At 56.9% G+C, this 15,966-nt stretch carries 17 protein-coding genes; 9 read left to right on the top strand and 8 right to left on the bottom strand.

All coding sequences use genetic code 11. The annotated features are described in order from the left end of the window. Positions 1-199: 199 nt before the first annotated feature. Both V6L81_RS12315 and V6L81_RS12310 read right to left on the bottom strand, forming a co-directional pair. Entirely contained in the window at positions 200-1,471 is a 1,272-nt protein-coding gene (locus tag V6L81_RS12315; RefSeq protein WP_095031862.1) for a Zn-dependent hydrolase, read from the bottom strand. Between the two features lie 36 nt (positions 1,472-1,507). Continuing rightward, the gene (locus V6L81_RS12310; RefSeq protein WP_095002357.1) at positions 1,508-2,995 is read right to left on the bottom strand and encodes an NCS1 family nucleobase:cation symporter-1; all 1,488 of its coding nucleotides are present in this window, start codon (positions 2,993-2,995) and stop codon (positions 1,508-1,510) included. A gap of 53 nt (positions 2,996-3,048) precedes the next feature. On the opposite strand from V6L81_RS12310, the gene V6L81_RS12305 reads away from it, so the two are divergent. The 4 genes from V6L81_RS12305 (at position 3,049) to preA (ending at position 7,742) form a co-directional block, all read left to right on the top strand. Then, a complete protein-coding gene (locus V6L81_RS12305; RefSeq protein ID WP_133144381.1) occupies positions 3,049-3,288 on the top strand; it encodes a hypothetical protein in 240 nt (79 codons plus the stop codon). Between the two features lie 313 nt (positions 3,289-3,601). Then, a complete protein-coding gene (gene hydA / locus V6L81_RS12300; protein ID WP_095002356.1) occupies positions 3,602-5,041 on the top strand; it encodes a dihydropyrimidinase in 1,440 nt (479 codons plus the stop codon). A gap of 58 nt (positions 5,042-5,099) precedes the next feature. Beyond that, a complete protein-coding gene (locus tag V6L81_RS12295) occupies positions 5,100-6,467 on the top strand; it encodes an NAD(P)-dependent oxidoreductase (protein WP_138738882.1) in 1,368 nt (455 codons plus the stop codon). Next, the gene (preA, locus tag V6L81_RS12290) at positions 6,468-7,742 is read left to right on the top strand and encodes an NAD-dependent dihydropyrimidine dehydrogenase subunit PreA (RefSeq protein ID WP_095018827.1); all 1,275 of its coding nucleotides are present in this window, start codon (positions 6,468-6,470) and stop codon (positions 7,740-7,742) included. It abuts the gene before it with no gap. Positions 7,743-7,857: 115 nt separating this feature from the next. On the opposite strand, the gene V6L81_RS12285 is transcribed toward preA, so the two are convergent. Next, entirely contained in the window at positions 7,858-8,478 is a 621-nt protein-coding gene (locus V6L81_RS12285; RefSeq protein ID WP_095002353.1) for a TetR/AcrR family transcriptional regulator, read from the bottom strand. Between the two features lie 122 nt (positions 8,479-8,600). After that, the gene (locus tag V6L81_RS12280; RefSeq protein ID WP_095002352.1) at positions 8,601-8,957 is read right to left on the bottom strand and encodes a hypothetical protein; all 357 of its coding nucleotides are present in this window, start codon (positions 8,955-8,957) and stop codon (positions 8,601-8,603) included. 251 nt (positions 8,958-9,208) lie between these two features. Between V6L81_RS12280 and csrA the strand changes: the two genes are divergently transcribed. Together csrA and V6L81_RS12270 are read left to right on the top strand one after the other, a co-directional pair. After that, the gene (gene csrA / locus V6L81_RS12275) at positions 9,209-9,403 is read left to right on the top strand and encodes a carbon storage regulator CsrA (protein WP_016780419.1); all 195 of its coding nucleotides are present in this window, start codon (positions 9,209-9,211) and stop codon (positions 9,401-9,403) included. Positions 9,404-9,700: 297 nt separating this feature from the next. Beyond that, positions 9,701-10,246 (top strand): DUF1269 domain-containing protein, encoded by a 546-nt coding sequence (locus V6L81_RS12270; protein WP_016780418.1) that lies wholly within the window; start codon positions 9,701-9,703, stop codon positions 10,244-10,246. Positions 10,247-10,292: 46 nt separating this feature from the next. Here the strand turns inward: V6L81_RS12270 and V6L81_RS12265 are convergent, their stop codons facing one another. Beyond that, entirely contained in the window at positions 10,293-10,613 is a 321-nt protein-coding gene (locus V6L81_RS12265) for a YbjQ family protein (protein ID WP_095002452.1), read from the bottom strand. Between the two features lie 234 nt (positions 10,614-10,847). Between V6L81_RS12265 and ppnN the strand changes: the two genes are divergently transcribed. After that, on the top strand, positions 10,848-12,221 hold the full coding sequence (gene ppnN, locus V6L81_RS12260; protein ID WP_095002351.1) for a nucleotide 5'-monophosphate nucleosidase PpnN: 1,374 nt from the start codon (positions 10,848-10,850) through the stop codon (positions 12,219-12,221). A gap of 157 nt (positions 12,222-12,378) precedes the next feature. Here ppnN and V6L81_RS12255 read toward each other — a convergent pair whose 3' ends face one another. From V6L81_RS12255 to V6L81_RS12245, 3 genes are all read right to left on the bottom strand, one after another. After that, a complete protein-coding gene (locus tag V6L81_RS12255) occupies positions 12,379-12,912 on the bottom strand; it encodes a DUF3087 family protein (RefSeq protein WP_095018825.1) in 534 nt (177 codons plus the stop codon). Between the two features lie 65 nt (positions 12,913-12,977). Further along, complete coding sequence (locus V6L81_RS12250; protein ID WP_095018824.1) at positions 12,978-13,658, bottom strand: glycoside hydrolase family 19 protein; 681 nt, start codon at positions 13,656-13,658, stop codon at positions 12,978-12,980. A gap of 170 nt (positions 13,659-13,828) precedes the next feature. After that, on the bottom strand, positions 13,829-14,299 hold the full coding sequence (locus V6L81_RS12245; protein ID WP_095002348.1) for an Lrp/AsnC family transcriptional regulator: 471 nt from the start codon (positions 14,297-14,299) through the stop codon (positions 13,829-13,831). A 124-nt stretch (positions 14,300-14,423) separates the two neighbouring features. On the opposite strand from V6L81_RS12245, the gene V6L81_RS12240 reads away from it, so the two are divergent. Both V6L81_RS12240 and V6L81_RS12235 read left to right on the top strand, forming a co-directional pair. Next, on the top strand, positions 14,424-15,611 hold the full coding sequence (locus V6L81_RS12240; protein WP_338659958.1) for a methionine gamma-lyase: 1,188 nt from the start codon (positions 14,424-14,426) through the stop codon (positions 15,609-15,611). 183 nt (positions 15,612-15,794) lie between these two features. After that, the gene (locus V6L81_RS12235) at positions 15,795-15,962 is read left to right on the top strand and encodes a hypothetical protein (RefSeq protein ID WP_153328097.1); all 168 of its coding nucleotides are present in this window, start codon (positions 15,795-15,797) and stop codon (positions 15,960-15,962) included. Positions 15,963-15,966: the final 4 nt, after the last annotated feature.

The raw sequence follows: 15,966 nt of genomic DNA, 5'->3' as shown, positions 1-15,966 counted from the left end.
CTCCCACGGGTTGGGGCGTCTGTCTTATTTCTTCTCTTGTAGATAGATCCCGGCTGACTGACTACGTCCCGGGTAGGCGCAATCAAGTTGATAGGGGCCGGATCAGTCACCACAAAACCTGTAGCCGCTGCCGCAGGCCCTTCGCTTCTGGACAAAGCCCAGGGTTGCAGTGCAACCCATCGCAGCCTCGCTACGCTTCTCAACGACTACCTACGGTTTTCGACGCCGCCAACATTGCCTTAAGCAATACCGCGCATCCCGCTGCCAGATCCTTGGGATCGGCGTTTTCGATTTCGTTGTGGCTGATGCCGCCTTCACAGGGCACAAATATCATCCCTGCCGGACCCAGTTCGGCCAGGAAGATGGCGTCGTGCCCTGCCCCGCTGACGATATCCATGTTCGACAAGCCCAACTCATTGGCCGCATCCCGCACGGCGTTGACGCAATCAGGGTTGAAGTACAGCGGCGGAAAGTCTGCTGTGGGAGTCAGTTCGAAACTCAGGCCATGCTCCTCGCAGGTGGCTTCAATCACCCCACGCACTTGCTCGATCATCGAGTCCAGCCGCTCGGGCAGCAAATGCCGGAAGTCCAGGGTCATGCGTACTTCACCGGGGATGACATTGCGCGAGCCCGGATAGGCTTGCAGGCAACCCACGGTCCCGCAGGCGTGGGGTTGATGGCCAAGAGCTGCCTTGTTGACGGCGGCAACCACGGCCGCCGCCCCGACCAATGCATCCTTGCGCAGGTGCATGGGCGTAGGCCCGGCATGGGCTTCTACACCGCGCAGGTTGAGGTCGAACCATTTCTGCCCCAGGGCGCCAAGTACGACGCCGATGGTTTTGCGCTCGTCCTCCAGAATCGGCCCCTGTTCGATGTGAGCTTCAAAGTAGGCCCCCACCGGGTGGCCGTTGACCTGGCGGCTGCCAGCATAGCCAATTGCATTCAGGGCCTCACCCACGGTCACGCCCTGGGCATCGGTTTTGGCCAGGGTTTCTTCAAGGGTAAACTTGTCTGCAAAAACCCCGGAACCCATCATGCAAGGCGCAAAGCGTGAGCCTTCTTCATTGGTCCACACCACCACTTCCAGCGGCGCGTCAGTCTCGATATTGAGGTCGTTGAGGGTGCGCAGTACTTCAACCCCGGCCAGTACGCCAAAGCAGCCGTCGAACTTGCCGCCGGTGGGCTGGGTGTCGATATGGCTGCCGGTCATCACCGGCGGCAAATCCGGATTGCGCCCCGGGCGGCGGGCAAAGATATTGCCCACGGCGTCCACGCTGACGGTGCAACCGGCGTCCTCACACCAGCGTACAAAAATATCCCGGGCCTGGCGGTCCAGGTCGGTCAGGGCCAGGCGGCATACACCGCCCTTTACCGTGGCACCCAGCTGGGCCAGTTCCATTAACGAGGCCCACAGGCGCTCGCCGTTGATCAATGGCGCGCGGTGCTGCTGAAGGTCGTGTGCGGCGTTCATGATAGTTTCCTCAGGCAGTTTTTATAGGAAGGCGCTTCAAACCGTGCCTTTGACGGCTTCTGCTTGCTGACTGTTCAGGCGATACAACCCGTAATAAATCACGGCCCCGAGCAACGACCCGGTAAACCAGCCGAAGTCATAGAACCAGCTGAAGGCACTGCTGCCCAACGACAGCAACGTCAGCGCCACAGGTACACCAAAAGCGATAAAACCCTTCCAGTTCCAGGCCGGGTACACCCCGTCACGGTACAGCCCGGCAAGGTCGAGTTTTTGCTGACGGATAACGAAATAGTCGACCACCATGATCCCGGCAATCGGCCCAAGCAGGCTGGAGTAACCCAGCAACCAGTTGGAGTACACGGTTTCCAGGCTCACATCCGAGACCAGCAGGCCGAGTTTCTTCAGCAATTCATGAGCCATCAGCGCCAAGCCCACCAGGCCGGTCAAGATCACTGCCGTGGTGCGGTTGATCAACTTGGGAGCGATGTTCTGGAAGTCATTGGTGGGCGACACAATATTGGCCGCCGTATTGGTCGACAGCGTGGCGATGATGATCAGCGCCATGGCCAGTGCCACCCAGCCCGGGCTCTGGATATGGCCGATCAGGCTGACCGGGTCGGATACGGTAACGCCTACCAGTTTTTCGGACGCTGCCGTCATCACCACGCCCAGAGCGGCGAACAGGAACATGGTCAGCGGCAGGCCAAAAATCTGCCCCAGGATCTGGTCTTTCTGGCTTTTTGCGTATCGGCTGAAGTCCGGAATATTCAGGGACAAGGTGGCCCAGAAACCCACCATTGCAGTCAGGCCGGCAAAGAAGTAGCCGTACACACTGGCACCTTCCGGGCGCTTGGGCGGCTGGGCCAGCAGTTCACTCATCGACACATTGGGCAGAGCCCACACCAGCAGGCCCAGACCGACCAGTACCAGCAAGGGTGCAGACAGGGTTTCCAGCCACTTGATCGACTCGGCACCGCGCAATACCACCCACAGGTTGAGCGCCCAGAAAATCATGAAGCCGATCACTTCACCCGTACCGCCCAGGCTTTTCCAGCCCTCGAACACCGAGCCCAGAAACAGGTGAATGGCCAGACCGCCGAACAGTGTCTGGATCCCGAACCAGCCGCAGGCCACCAGAGCACGGATCAGACACGGTACGTTGGAGCCGATAATGCCGAAGGAAGAACGCAGCAACACCGGAAAGGGAATGCCGTATTTGGTGCCCGCAAAGGCATTGAGAGTCAGAGGGATCAATACCACGATATTTGCCAGCAGAATCGCCAGCAGTGCCTCACCCACTGAAAGCCCGAAATAGGCTGTCAGAACCCCGCCCAGGGTATAGGTGGGTACGCAAATGGACATGCCGACCCACAAGGCAGTGATATGCCACTTGTTCCAGGTGCGCTCATGAACTTTGGTGGGGGCGATATCGTGGTTGTACCGGGGGCTATCGAGGACTTCAGGCCCGGCATCCAGTTCGTACAAACCGTTACGTTCGGTGACTTTTGATCTGCTCGGTTGCATAGTCGATCACTCTCTTGTTGTGCTGCTCCTGGTTGAACTGCCTGGCGCTGCGTATGGACACAAAGCGCTCCCTTGCCTGGACACTTACTTGCCTATCCCGCCCGGTCATGGCAGCAACAATCAAGAACTGTGCCGTGTTACTTCCCTCGCCTGCTCAAACCGTCCTGCATGACTGGCAACACGCTGCTTTTAAAACCGTTTTAAACACCAGCCAAATGACTCTCATTCCCGTTAAAGGCCTTTATCAGTTTTTTTATATCGCCAAACGAAACACTTCGGTGCGTGCTTATTAACTTAATCGACTCACCTCCCTTCATCCGCAAGCTCAAGCACCTGATTTCGCATAAGAAAGTTCGCTTATATTTGAATCCTGTCAAGTGCGTCAAAATGGTGAGGCCGTGCATCATTTTGGTGATTTAAAATAATTAACTTTAAAAATCATATAGTTATACATATCTAACCCCGTTAAAAATAAAGTTTGATCATTCTTCAACAACCCACTAGATTTTATTCCTGTCACCAGTGGCAGGAATGCAAACTTCCCACTAAATTTCAATAACAACAGTTAGAACCGGCTCTAGCCGGTCAGCCTGCGAGGAACTCCGTATGTCGCTGTTAATCCGTGGCGCTACGCTTGTGACCCATGATGAAAGTTATTGTGCGGATGTATATTGCGCTGACGGTCTGGTCCGCGCGATTGGCACTGATCTTGATGTTCCCCCAGGCTGCGAAGTTGTCGATGGTCGCGGCCAATATCTGATGCCCGGTGGTATCGACCCCCACACGCATATGCAATTGCCGTTTATGGGCACCGTCGCCAGCGAAGACTTTTTCAGTGGCACTGCGGCCGGTCTGGCAGGCGGTACAACATCGATTATCGATTTTGTCATTCCCAACCCGCAGCAGTCCCTGCTTGAGGCTTTTCATCAGTGGCGGGGCTGGGCCGAAAAGTCGGCAGCAGACTATGGCTTTCATGTCGCAATCACTTGGTGGAGCGAGCAGGTACGTGAAGAAATGGCCGAATTGGTCAGCCATCACGGCATCAACAGCTTCAAGCATTTCATGGCCTACAAGAACGCGATCATGGCCGCAGACGACACCCTGGTGGCCAGCTTCGAGCGTTGCCTGGAGCTGGGTGCGGTCCCGACCGTGCATGCCGAAAATGGCGAACTGGTGTACCACCTGCAACGCAAACTTATGGCCCAGGGCATGACGGGGCCGGAAGCCCATCCGCTGTCACGTCCCTCCCAGGTGGAAGGCGAAGCGGCCAGCCGGGCGATCCGCATCGCTCAGACCCTCGGTACGCCGTTGTACCTGGTGCATGTTTCGACCCGTGAAGCACTCGACGAAATCACCTACGCCCGTAGCCAGGGCCAACCGGTATATGGCGAAGTACTGGCCGGGCATTTGCTGCTGGATGACAGCGTGTACCAGCATCCCGACTGGCAAACGGCAGCAGGCTACGTGATGAGCCCGCCCTTCCGCCCTCGCGGGCATCAGGAGGCACTGTGGCACGGCCTGCAATCGGGCAACCTGCACACTACCGCCACCGACCACTGCTGCTTTTGCGCCGAACAAAAGGCCGCCGGGCGTGACGATTTCAGCAAGATCCCCAACGGCACGGCGGGTATCGAAGACCGCATGGCGCTGCTGTGGGATGAAGGCGTGAATACCGGGCGCCTGTCGATGCAGGAGTTTGTAGCGCTGACCTCCACCAACACCGCGAAGATCTTCAATATCTACCCGCGCAAAGGCACGATCCGGGTCGGTGCCGATGCCGACCTGGTGCTGTGGGACCCTCAGGGCACCCGCACCATTTCCGCTAAAACCCACCATCAAAATGTCGACTTCAACATCTTTGAAGGCAAGACCGTACGCGGTGTGCCCAGTCATACCATCAGTCAGGGTCGCCTGGTGTGGGTTGACGGTGACCTGCGGGCCGAACGCGGAGCCGGTCGCTATATCGAACGCCCGGCCTACCCTGCGGTGTTCGACTTGCTGAAAAAGCGCGCCGAGCATCAGCAACCGGTGGCTGTTAAACGCTGAGCATAAAAACACTGCCCGACAGAGGCACAAAGATCTCCTCACCCCTGAGGTAAGCACCGTGATCAAGTCCTTGAACCATTTACCCCACCCCCATGAATCTGCGCAGGTCCTGGCCAGCCACTTTACCGATCTGGCGCCGCCCCTCAATGCTCGCCAGGCCGTGCTGGAAAGCTCACGTTGCCTGTATTGCTACGACGCCCCCTGCGTCAATGCCTGCCCCAGCGATATAGATATCCCGTCGTTTATTCGCAATATCCAACAGGAAAACATCCAGGGCGCAGCACAGAAAATTCTTTCGGCCAATATCCTCGGCGGCAGTTGTGCCCGGGTGTGCCCTACCGAGGTACTGTGCGAGCAAGCCTGCGTGCGCAACAACAGCCAGGAATGCGCGCCTGTACTGATCGGTTTGTTACAGCGCTATGCGGTCGATCATGCACAGTTCAGCGAGCATCCGTTCAAGCGTGCTGCGCCCACCGGCAAACGCATCGCGGTGGTCGGCGCCGGACCTGCGGGGCTGGCTTGCGCCCATCGCCTGGCACTGCACGGGCATGAGGTGGTGATTTTCGAAGCGCGGGAGAAATCCGGCGGGCTTAACGAGTACGGGATTGCCAAATACAAGTTGGTGGACGATTTTGCCCAGCGCGAAGTGGATTTCGTCCTGCAGGTTGGCGGCATTGAAGTGCGCCACGGCCAGCGCTTGGGCGACAACCTGAGCCTGAGCGAACTGCACCAGCAATTCGATGCGGTATTTCTCGGGCTGGGTCTGGCTGCCAGTCGCCAGCTGGGTTTGCCCCATGAAAATGCTCCGGGGCTGCTGGCTGCCACCGACTACATCCGCGAGTTGCGCCAGAGCGACGACCTGACCCGGTTACCCCTGGCCGAGCGCTGCATTGTGCTGGGCGCTGGCAACACCGCGATCGATATGGCCGTGCAAATGGCCCGTCTTGGCGCTCGCGAAGTGAATCTGGTGTATCGCCGCGGGCTGCAGGACATGGGCGCCACCGGGCACGAGCAGGACATTGCCAAGGCCAATCAGGTGCGACTAATGACCTGGGCACAGCCACAGGGCGTGTTGCTGGACAACACCGGCAAGGTGCGCGGCATGCGCTTTGCCCGCACACGCCTGGAAGACGGGCGCCTGGTGACCACCGGTGAAACCTTCGAGCTGGCCGCAGACGCGGTGTTCAAGGCCATAGGCCAGGCCTTTGATGATGCAGCCCTGAGCGATCCGCTGGCGCAAACACTCAAGCGCACGGGCGATCGCATCGAAGTAGACGAACACCTGCGCACCAATATTCCCGGTGTGTATGCCGGAGGCGATTGCACCTCTCTGGGGCAAGACCTGACCGTACAGGCCGTGCAACACGGCAAGCTGGCCGCAGAAGCCATGCATGCCCAACTCATGCTTGATCAGGAGGCTGCATAAATGGCCGATCTCTCGATTGTTTTCGCCGGTATCAAGGCCCCCAACCCGTTCTGGCTGGCGTCTGCGCCACCTACCGACAAAGCCTACAACGTGGTACGAGCCTACGAGGCAGGCTGGGGTGGCGTGGTCTGGAAAACCCTGGGTGAGGACCCGGCCGCGGTTAACGTGTCCTCGCGTTACTCGGCACACTACGGCCCCAACCGCGAAGTCATGGGCATCAACAATATCGAGCTGATCACCGATCGCTCCCTTGAAATCAACTTGCGCGAGATCACCCAGGTCAAGAAGGACTGGCCGGATCGGGCCCTTATCGTGTCGCTGATGGTGCCCTGCGAAGAAGAGTCCTGGAAATACATCCTGCCACTGGTGGAGGCCACCGGTGCCGATGGCATCGAGCTGAATTTCGGATGCCCCCACGGCATGCCGGAGCGCGGCATGGGCGCGGCCGTGGGCCAGGTGCCCGAGTACGTGGAAATGGTCACACGCTGGTGCAAGACCTACTGTTCATTGCCGGTGATCGTCAAACTGACGCCCAATATCACCGATGTGCGACTTAGCGCCCGGGCGGCCCATCGTGGCGGCGCCGATGCGGTGTCATTGATCAACACCATCAACTCGATCACCAGTGTCGACCTTGAACGCATGGTGGCGCTACCCGTAGTGGGCAGCCAGAGCACCCACGGTGGCTATTGCGGTTCGGCAGTCAAGCCGATAGCCCTGAATATGGTGGCGGAAATTGCCCGCGACCCGCTGACCAAAGGCTTGCCTATCAGCGGGATAGGCGGCATTGGCAGTTGGCGTGATGCTGCAGAGTTTATTGCCCTGGGCTGTGGCTCGGTACAGGTATGCACCGCAGCGATGCTTCACGGATTTCGAATTGTTGAAGAAATGAAAGACGGTTTGTCGCGTTGGATGGACAGTCAAGGCTATACCAGCCTGGAGGACTTTTCCGGCCGTGCAGTGGCCAATACTACTGACTGGAAATATCTGGATATCAATTATCAGGTTATCGCCAGGATCGATCAGGACGCCTGTATTGGTTGCGGGCGCTGCCATATTGCCTGCGAAGATACTTCGCACCAGGCCATCGCCAGCTTGAAGCAGGCCGACGGCACACATCGGTATGAAGTGATCGACGATGAATGTGTGGGTTGCAATCTGTGCCAGATAACCTGCCCGGTGGAGGACTGTATCGAGATGGTGCCACACAACAATGGCCTGCCATTTCTGGACTGGAACCACGACCCACGTAACCCGTACTGCGTGGCTTCGTAAATCAACCCTGTGGGAGCGGACTTGCTCGCGATGCAGGCAATGCGGTGTGTCAGGTACACCGGGGTGATGCCATCGCGAGCAAGCCCGCTCCCACACGATCGATAAGCAGGGTTGCTTACGGCTCCAGCCCGATCCCGCGCAGGATCACGCTGGTGACGGTCTGCACCGCACGTTCAAACTGGATATCGGACAACGGCTGGTGATCGTTGATGATCATCACTTGATGGTCAAAGTCAGCGTAATGCTGAGTTGATGCCCAGATCATATACAGCAGGCTGGACGGCTCAACAGGCAGGATTCGCTTGTCTTGCACCCATTGGCGAATTTTCGCCTCCTTGATCTTGGCCCAGTCATACAAACTGGCATCAAGCGCAAGACCCAGGGTCGGGGCGCCATGGATCATTTCATTGGCCCAGACTTTGGAGCCATGGGGCCGGGTACGTGAGTGGTGCATTTTGGCACGAATGTAACTGCTCAATACCAGACGAGGATCGTCGTAGGTCTCGAAACACAGCGCATCCTGTTTCCACACTTCCAGCAACCCCAGCAATACCGCGCTGTAAAGATCCGTCTTGGTGCTGAAGTAGTAATGCAGGTTGGAACGTGGCAACTGGACTTGCGCCGCAATGTCCGCCATCGCCGTACCGGCAAAGCCTTTTTCGGCAAAAACCTTTTCAGCCCCCAGAAGGATTTTTTCGACATTGCTGCGTCGAATTTCGATCTTGTGATTGCTCATGGCGATGGCCCTTGCCGTCGTGTTGCTCTGATGTGCGCCGAGTGAACAAATATTTCCTGCACAAAGCGTCGAATAACGCCAGCGGCAGCTAAGCTCAGGCGGGTACCCGACGCTGTATCAGACTATTTCGCGGCGGGCAGTTCGATCACGTTGGTTTCAATACCGTCCAGCTTGGGCTTGAGTTTCATCTTTTGCTGGGCCTCAAGCGCTTGAGCCTGGGTGGTGAATGGTCCGATCAGGAAGTGCTGAACCCCGCCACTCTCGTAAATGTAAGGAGTAAAACCGTTGTCAAGAAGCCTGCCGGTCGTGTCCGGAATGGTCGCTCTCTGGCCTTCAGTGATCTCCAAAGCCCAGTGAGCAACAGGGGCCTGGGCCATCGTTGCTTCAGAAGCTGCTTTAGCCCGCTGGATTTTATCGTTAGACTCCTGACCGCAAGCCGTCAAGGCCAATATTGCTGTCATCACGATGACTATACGCACTGCGTTTCCCCTGTCTGTTTGAATGGGTAGATTTTATCACTGGGGCAGCGGCCTTGCTCTCCTTGAACAAATCCAAAGTGCCCCAATTTAAGGCTTATGCGCGAGAATTTTCCCCGTAAAGGGAATTAAACCTCTGGCCATGTCGTCTGTAATGAGCGGCGCAATAATACGTACTTAGCAGTATTCTGTAGTCATGACCGAAGCCGCACCGTCTCAGAGACGTGCCTTACAAAGCCATCAAGGAGAAAAAAATGCTGATACTCACCCGCAAAGTTGGTGAAAGCATAAACATCGGTGACGATATTACGATCACTATTTTAGGTGTCAGCGGACAACAGGTCAGAATCGGCATCAATGCGCCGAAGGATGTAGCCGTTCACCGTGAAGAAATTTACCAACGTATCCAGGCCGGCCTGAATGCACCTGAAAAGAACGAACAGCCATAAGCCTGTGAGGTATCAGCCCAAGGCTTGAGGTCAGGGCTGCTCAGCCAGCCCTCCTCAAATCATTTGCACACTGCACCTGCCACGGCATTATCCCCTTGCCGCACCCCTCTCTTTATCAAGAGATATGTCTCGTCGACTTGACCGTTTCAAGGTTAGCGACCACGCTCATTCCTCGCAGCAGGCTCCAGAAAGCTGAACCACTGCGCGCCAGGGTGTTTGCATTGTGCCGCCTTGAGAAACCCCTCCACCCTTCAGCCCTTCGCCGGGCTGGACCTGTACCGTCAAGGAATGAAAGACATGTCCGATTTAATCGTAGTGGGATTTTCAGACACCGAAAAAGCAGATCGTGCCCTCACCAAGATGGTTTCGCTGAGCAAGGAGCATCTGGTCGAGCTGGAAGATGCGGTGATTGTGGTGCGTAATGCCGAAGGCAAGATCCATATCAAGCAAAGCGTTAACCTGACAGCGATCGGGGCTACTTCAGGCCTGGTCACCGGCGGCCTGTGGGGCGCACTGGTCGGGCTGCTGTTTCTCAACCCGCTGGCAGGCTTTGCCATCGGCGGCGCACTGGGTGCCGGTACCGGCGCTTTGTCGGGCTCATTGAGCGATTACGGGATCGATGATGATTTCATCAAGTCATTGAGCGAGACCATTCCGAATGATTCCTCGGCCCTGTTCGTTCTGCTGCGCAAATTCCAGCCGGAAAAAGTGCTGAAGGAACTGGAAGACTCGGACTTCAAGGGCAAGGTCCTGCGTACCTCCCTGTCCCCGGAACAAGAGCAAAAACTGCAGGACGCGCTGTCCAAAACCACTGCAGGCGTACCTTTGGCGAAAACGGTTTAATTCGTAAAGCCCATTCGACCGCCCTGTGCGGTCGAATCCTGGTGCCTCAGTTCAAGCGCACAGCCGTGCCCGTGGCAAACACCACCAGCATGCCGCCACGCCCTGACGGCATGCTGATTTCAAACCCCAGCCCCATAATCGCATCCGCTCCCATGGCTTTGGCCCTGTCTCGAATTTCGTCCGTGACCTCTGCTCGCGCTTCTTTCAGTGCTCGCTCCAGCGTCTGAGAGCGCCCACCAAAAAAGTCGCGTACTCCGGTAAAAAAATCTCGTACCACATTGATGCCGTGAACCGATTCGGCACTGACAATCCCCAGGTATTCAGTGGCTTTTCTGCCGTCAATGCTGTGTGTGGTGGTGATGATCATCTGCCAGTCCTTTTTCTGTTTCAGTAACTTGCGAGGTTACCTTATCGCTGCCGTGCTCACTGCTGGTACTGTAACTGGAGTTAACTGCGGCTCTTTTAATTACAGGACCAAGGCTACTATGCTTACAGAAATGCAATCCAAAGACGCAAGAGTCGGGACGCCTCGCTCGCACTGATGACATGAATTCAAAAGCTGCGCCAAGCAATTTTTCGACCCCGCTCAAGGAAGCTCGCAATGGTCCAAAGACAAGTCATCAACGCCTCGGTCAGCCCGAAAGGCAGCCTGGAAACACTTTCCCAACGTGAAGTACAACAGCTGAGCGAGGTTGGCTCAGGCACCAGCTACACGCTTTTCCGCCAGTGCGTACTGGCTATCCTCAACACCGGCGCTCACGTCGATAACGCCAAGACCATCCTTGAGGCCTATCAGGACTTCGAGGTGCGGATTCACCAGCAAGACCGCGGCGTGCGGCTTGAACTGCTCAACGCCCCTGCCGATGCATTTGTCGATGGCGAAATGATCGCCAGTACCCGTGAAATGCTCTTCAGCGCCCTGCGCGACATCGTCTACACCCAGAGCGGCCTGGACAGCCCACGCATTGACCTGAGCAGCTCGGCGGGCATCACCGACTACGTGTTCCACTTGCTGCGCAATGCCCGCACGTTGCGCCCGGGCGTCGAACCGAAAATCGTGGTGTGCTGGGGTGGCCACTCCATCAATACCGAAGAGTACAAATACACCAAAAAGGTCGGCCACGAACTGGGCCTGCGCAGCCTGGATATCTGTACCGGCTGCGGTCCCGGTGTGATGAAAGGGCCAATGAAGGGCGCCACCATTTCCCACGCCAAACAACGTCTGACCGGTGGCCGCTATCTGGGCCTGACCGAGCCGGGCATCATTGCTGCCGAAGCGCCGAATCCCATCGTCAATGAACTGGTCATTCTGCCGGATATCGAAAAGCGTCTTGAGGCCTTTGTGCGGGTCGGTCACGGGGTGATTATCTTCCCGGGCGGTGCTGGCACGGCAGAAGAATTCCTGTACCTGCTGGGCATTCTGATGCACCCGGAGAACAAAGATGTGCCGTTCCCGGTTGTCCTGACCGGCCCCAAGGAAGCCGAACCCTATCTGCAGCAACTGCATGAGTTTGTCGGCGCTACCCTGGGTGAAGAAGCGCAACAGCAGTATCAGATCATCATCGACAACCCGGCCGAAGTGGCCCGTCATATGACCGCCGGGCTCAAGGCGGTTAAACAATTCCGCCGCGAGCGCAACGACGCTTTCCACTTCAACTGGTTACTGAAAATCGACGAAGGCTTTCAGCGCCCGTTCGACCCGACCCACGCCAACATGGCCAGCCTGAAACTGCGCAGCGACATGCCAGCACATGAATTGGCCATCAACCTGCGTCAGGCCTTCTCCGGGATTGTGTCGGGTAACGTAAAAGAGAAAGGCATCCATCTGATCGAGCAATACGGGCCTTACGAGATCCACGGTGACGCTGCCGTGATGAAACCTCTGGACAAACTGCTGCAGGCATTTGTTGAGCAGCATCGTATGAAACTGCCAGGCGGTGCGGCCTATGAGCCGTGCTATCGCGTCGTAAGCTGAACCCCACCCATAAGGCTCGCATGCCCCGACGGTGGGAGCGAGCCTGCTCGCGAAGAGCTCCAGATCGTCGCATTTATCCCGTAAAAACAGGCTATCACTTACGAACTTCGCGAGCAGGCTCGCTCCCACACAAACACAGCAGGTCCGGTGAGCAGCATTACTTCAGCGGCGCAAACTTTTTCACCGCATCAATCCACTGCGGATCGAGCCGGGTCTGCCCGGTGTCGATGCCCAGTGCTTCAAGACGTGCCTTGTGCAAATCGATCTCGCGAACCATTTGGCTTAACGCGCTGGAATTGGCGTCCAGCTGGTACATCTGGGTCACGCCCAGATGATAGAAGCGCAGCAGCTTCATCGCCGCCACATCCCCCGCCATGACTCCCGCCGTTACGTGATGCATGACATTGGTGACCTTCATCAGGCTACGCTTGAGTTGCCAGCCGTAGACTGCGGGCGCCATCCAGGGTTGAGACCAGAACAGGTAGCGCACCAGCAGGAAGGTCGTGATCAGGGCAACAATGACCCCGGCCAGATTCAGGCGAAAATTGTCGCCACCGGCGACACCCAAAACCATGACCAGCACACCTGACAACAGCAGCGCCAGCAAGACAAACGTCAACGCGATATACAGCGTACTGCGGCGAGTTTGCTGACGATATGTCTCGGGGTTAATCGGCTTTATCTCGAACATCACTGATCTATGGCTCCTGATGGCTGCGAACAAACTGCGCGGGCATTATGGCCTGATTGAACCGCTCAGGCGTGCAATAAAACCAGTGCCTTGCGGTATAGCGCCGCACGCTGGGCGTGACCATTGAGACCACCATTGATAGCCCTTGTCACGCGTTCGAAATCCTCCCCGTCTGCCAGGGTATTTATACTGCGCGAGTTCCAGTACCAGCCCGCCGACGCCACTGCCCATTGCCACTCTTGCAGCAGTTGCGGGCTGGTGAGCAAGCGCTCATCCCCGAACAACCCCTGGCTGCACTGGCAGTAGTTTGTTTTACCGGTGACTTGAATCAATCCCCTGCCCCGATATAACCAGCCTTCCCCCGACGCCTCTGAGCCATTGCCCAGGCGGTTGCTGTAGACCCGGTTTGCAATTGCCTGCGGCCGGCGCTGAAGCATAAGCGCGTCAGCATTGGGTACGCGCCGGGAGCGATTGCCGTCCGTTACGGTAATGTATTGACCTTCGCCATCCTTCTGCGCAAAGCGGGAGCCCCAGGTGGCCGCGAGGCCACCGGCACTGTAATTAAGGTTTTCGACAAGTACCGTGAACCCTGCACTTTCATGGCCTACCTGAGCTAGAAATGCAGCAAGGCGTCGGGGGGTATTGATCAACACTTGACGGCTAACGGCCTGCACAAGGGGCAAATACAGATCGACGCAGGCCGTACTTTTGGGGAACAGCTGGAGCATTACTTCGCGGTTCAACATGGGGATTTACTCTTAATCAATGTAATTAAAAGTAAAAGCCAAGCACTTAAAACACGCACCTGCCGTCACCAAAAGAGTAATCAGGCCAGAACTACTCTACTCAAAGAAAACACTTACAACTCATCGAAAAGTTATTTTACAGATAAGACTTGAATGCACCCTTGATGCACTCAACCTTCAACAGGCACCTCTCGCCTTGGCTTGACCGACTTATACGAAAAACTCGAGTAAATCTCTTTGACCGCGGGCAATGTCTGCAGGACTTCACGGGCAAATTCGCCAAAGGATTCAAGATCCCTGGCCACGACTTCCAATAAAAAGTCGTAACGACCCGACACGTTGTGACACGCGACGATTTCGGGAATTTCCAATAACCGTTGTTCAAAGCTTCTGGCCAGTTCTTGCGAGTGAGAGGCCATCATGATGCTGACAAACGCCGTGACCCCGTATCCCAGTTCCTTTGGCGAAAGAACCGCCTGATAGCCCGTAATGATCCCGCTCTCTTCCAGCATTTTGACCCGTCGCCAACACGGCGAGGTGGTCAGTGAGACACTCTCGGCCAACTCTGCAACGGTAAGTCGGGCATTGCCCTGCAGTGCGCAAAGCAAGGCTTTATCGGTTCTGTCCAGAGCGTTTGGCATGTTTTGCCCCTAGCGGTCAGCGTGGCGGTTTTTTGTTCTGGTAAGTGGTGTATTTACAGGTAAATTTGGAATTTTCCACGTTCATTTAAAGCATAGCATTGTAGGAAATATCGGAGAGTTCACCATGAACGATAAGAACAACAACTTCGGCTTTTCTACTCGCGCCATCCACTACGGTTATAACCCGCTGGAACACAACGGCGCGGTAATCCCCCCTGTTTATATGACCTCAACCTTTGCCTTTGCCACGGCCGAATACGGCGCAGGCTGTTTTTCCGGTGAAGAGCACGGGCATTTTTACACCCGCATTTCCAACCCCACCCTGGCCCTGCTGGAAGCACGCATGGCGGCGCTGGAAAACGGCGAAGCGGGTGTGGCGTTCAGTTCCGGCATGGGCGCGATCGCCGCAACATTCTGGACCCTGCTGCGGCCCGGCGATGAAATCATCGTCAACCGCACCTTGTATGGCTGCACCTTTGCCCTGCTGCACCACGGCATCGGTGAATTCGGGGTGGTAGTCAAACATGTGGACATGGCCAACCCGGCCGAACTGCAAGCCGCGATCAGCCCTGCAACCCGCATGATCTACTTCGAGACGCCGGCCAACCCGAATATGCAACTGGTGGACATCCCTGCCGTCTCGCGGATTGCCCACACACATGACAACCTGCTCGTGGTGATCGACAACACCTACTGCACGCCCTATCTGCAGCGCCCACTGGAACTGGGCGCCGACGTGGTGGTGCATTCGGCCACCAAGTACTTGAGCGGGCACAGTGATATCACCGCTGGCATGGTAGTCACCAGCCAGCTCCTGGCTGACCGGATCCGTCTGCAAGGCTTGAAGGACCTGACCGGGGCAGTCTTGTCGCCCCATGATGCACATTTGCTGATGCGCGGTATCAAGACCCTGGCCCTGCGCATGGATCGCCATTGCAGCAGCGCCCAGGCCATTGCGCATATGTTGCAGGATCACCCTGCCGTGGAATGGGTGGCCTACCCCGGCCTGCCCTCTTTCCCGCAATACGAGCTGGCATCCCGGCAGATGAAACTGCCGGGGGGCATGATTGCCTTTGAGCTCAAGGGCGGCATGGCTGCAGGACAGCGCTTTATGAATGCCCTGCAATTGTTCAGCCGTGCGGTCAGCCTGGGGGGGGCCGAGTCACTGGCACAGCATCCCGCGAGCATGACCCACTCTACCTACACCCTGGAGGAACGGGCACGACACGGAATAAGTGAAGGATTGGTGCGCCTGGCGGTGGGGCTGGAGGATGTCGCCGATTTGCTGGCGGATATCAATCAGGCGTTGTAGGGCAGCGCCAGCCTCCCCTGTAGATACTCTGTTGCCGGTCAACCCTCCCTGTGGGAGCGAGCCTGCTCGCGAACGACTTTCGCGAGCAGGCTCGCTCCCACAGTTAAAATTCCCTTCAGACCTAGCAGCTGCCGAGGAACGAGGCTGCGTTCGTCAGCTGCTACAAGCCGTGTGGAGGACAGGATGAAATATCAACCCGGCGGAATTGTCGCCAAAATACCGATGCCGATGGTCAGCACCAAAAAACCGCCCAAAAACCAAGCCATCTTGTTCATGATGTTTCCCCGTCAGTCGTTCGTCATAAAACAGGCGCAGAACAGCTGCCGACCACACACACGTGCTGCTGTGTAGTCGC

Origin of the sequence: Pseudomonas bubulae, assembly GCF_037023725.1 — a bacterium.
In the GTDB taxonomy this organism is placed as follows: domain Bacteria; phylum Pseudomonadota; class Gammaproteobacteria; order Pseudomonadales; family Pseudomonadaceae; genus Aquipseudomonas; species Aquipseudomonas bubulae.
This window is presented reverse-complemented; position numbering and strand designations above follow the sequence as displayed.

Excerpts from the sequence above, each read along its gene's own strand:
- V6L81_RS12305 (WP_133144381.1), top strand. The coding sequence starts at position 3,049 with ATGGACACAAAGCGCTCCCTTGCCTGGACACTTACTTGCCTATCCCGC.
- V6L81_RS12310 (WP_095002357.1), bottom strand. The coding sequence starts at position 2,995 with ATGCAACCGAGCAGATCAAAAGTCACCGAACGTAACGGTTTGTACGAA.
- preA (WP_095018827.1), top strand. The coding sequence starts at position 6,468 with ATGGCCGATCTCTCGATTGTTTTCGCCGGTATCAAGGCCCCCAACCCG.
- csrA (WP_016780419.1), top strand. The coding sequence starts at position 9,209 with ATGCTGATACTCACCCGCAAAGTTGGTGAAAGCATAAACATCGGTGAC.
- V6L81_RS12285 (WP_095002353.1), bottom strand. The coding sequence starts at position 8,478 with ATGAGCAATCACAAGATCGAAATTCGACGCAGCAATGTCGAAAAAATC.
- V6L81_RS12265 (WP_095002452.1), bottom strand. The coding sequence starts at position 10,613 with ATGATCATCACCACCACACACAGCATTGACGGCAGAAAAGCCACTGAA.
- V6L81_RS12245 (WP_095002348.1), bottom strand. The coding sequence starts at position 14,299 with ATGCCAAACGCTCTGGACAGAACCGATAAAGCCTTGCTTTGCGCACTG.
- hydA (WP_095002356.1), top strand. The coding sequence starts at position 3,602 with ATGTCGCTGTTAATCCGTGGCGCTACGCTTGTGACCCATGATGAAAGT.
- ppnN (WP_095002351.1), top strand. The coding sequence starts at position 10,848 with ATGGTCCAAAGACAAGTCATCAACGCCTCGGTCAGCCCGAAAGGCAGC.
- V6L81_RS12315 (WP_095031862.1), bottom strand. The coding sequence starts at position 1,471 with ATGAACGCCGCACACGACCTTCAGCAGCACCGCGCGCCATTGATCAAC.
- V6L81_RS12270 (WP_016780418.1), top strand. The coding sequence starts at position 9,701 with ATGTCCGATTTAATCGTAGTGGGATTTTCAGACACCGAAAAAGCAGAT.
- V6L81_RS12255 (WP_095018825.1), bottom strand. The coding sequence starts at position 12,912 with ATGTTCGAGATAAAGCCGATTAACCCCGAGACATATCGTCAGCAAACT.
- V6L81_RS12235 (WP_153328097.1), top strand. The coding sequence starts at position 15,795 with ATGAAATATCAACCCGGCGGAATTGTCGCCAAAATACCGATGCCGATG.
- V6L81_RS12250 (WP_095018824.1), bottom strand. The coding sequence starts at position 13,658 with ATGTTGAACCGCGAAGTAATGCTCCAGCTGTTCCCCAAAAGTACGGCC.
- V6L81_RS12240 (WP_338659958.1), top strand. The coding sequence starts at position 14,424 with ATGAACGATAAGAACAACAACTTCGGCTTTTCTACTCGCGCCATCCAC.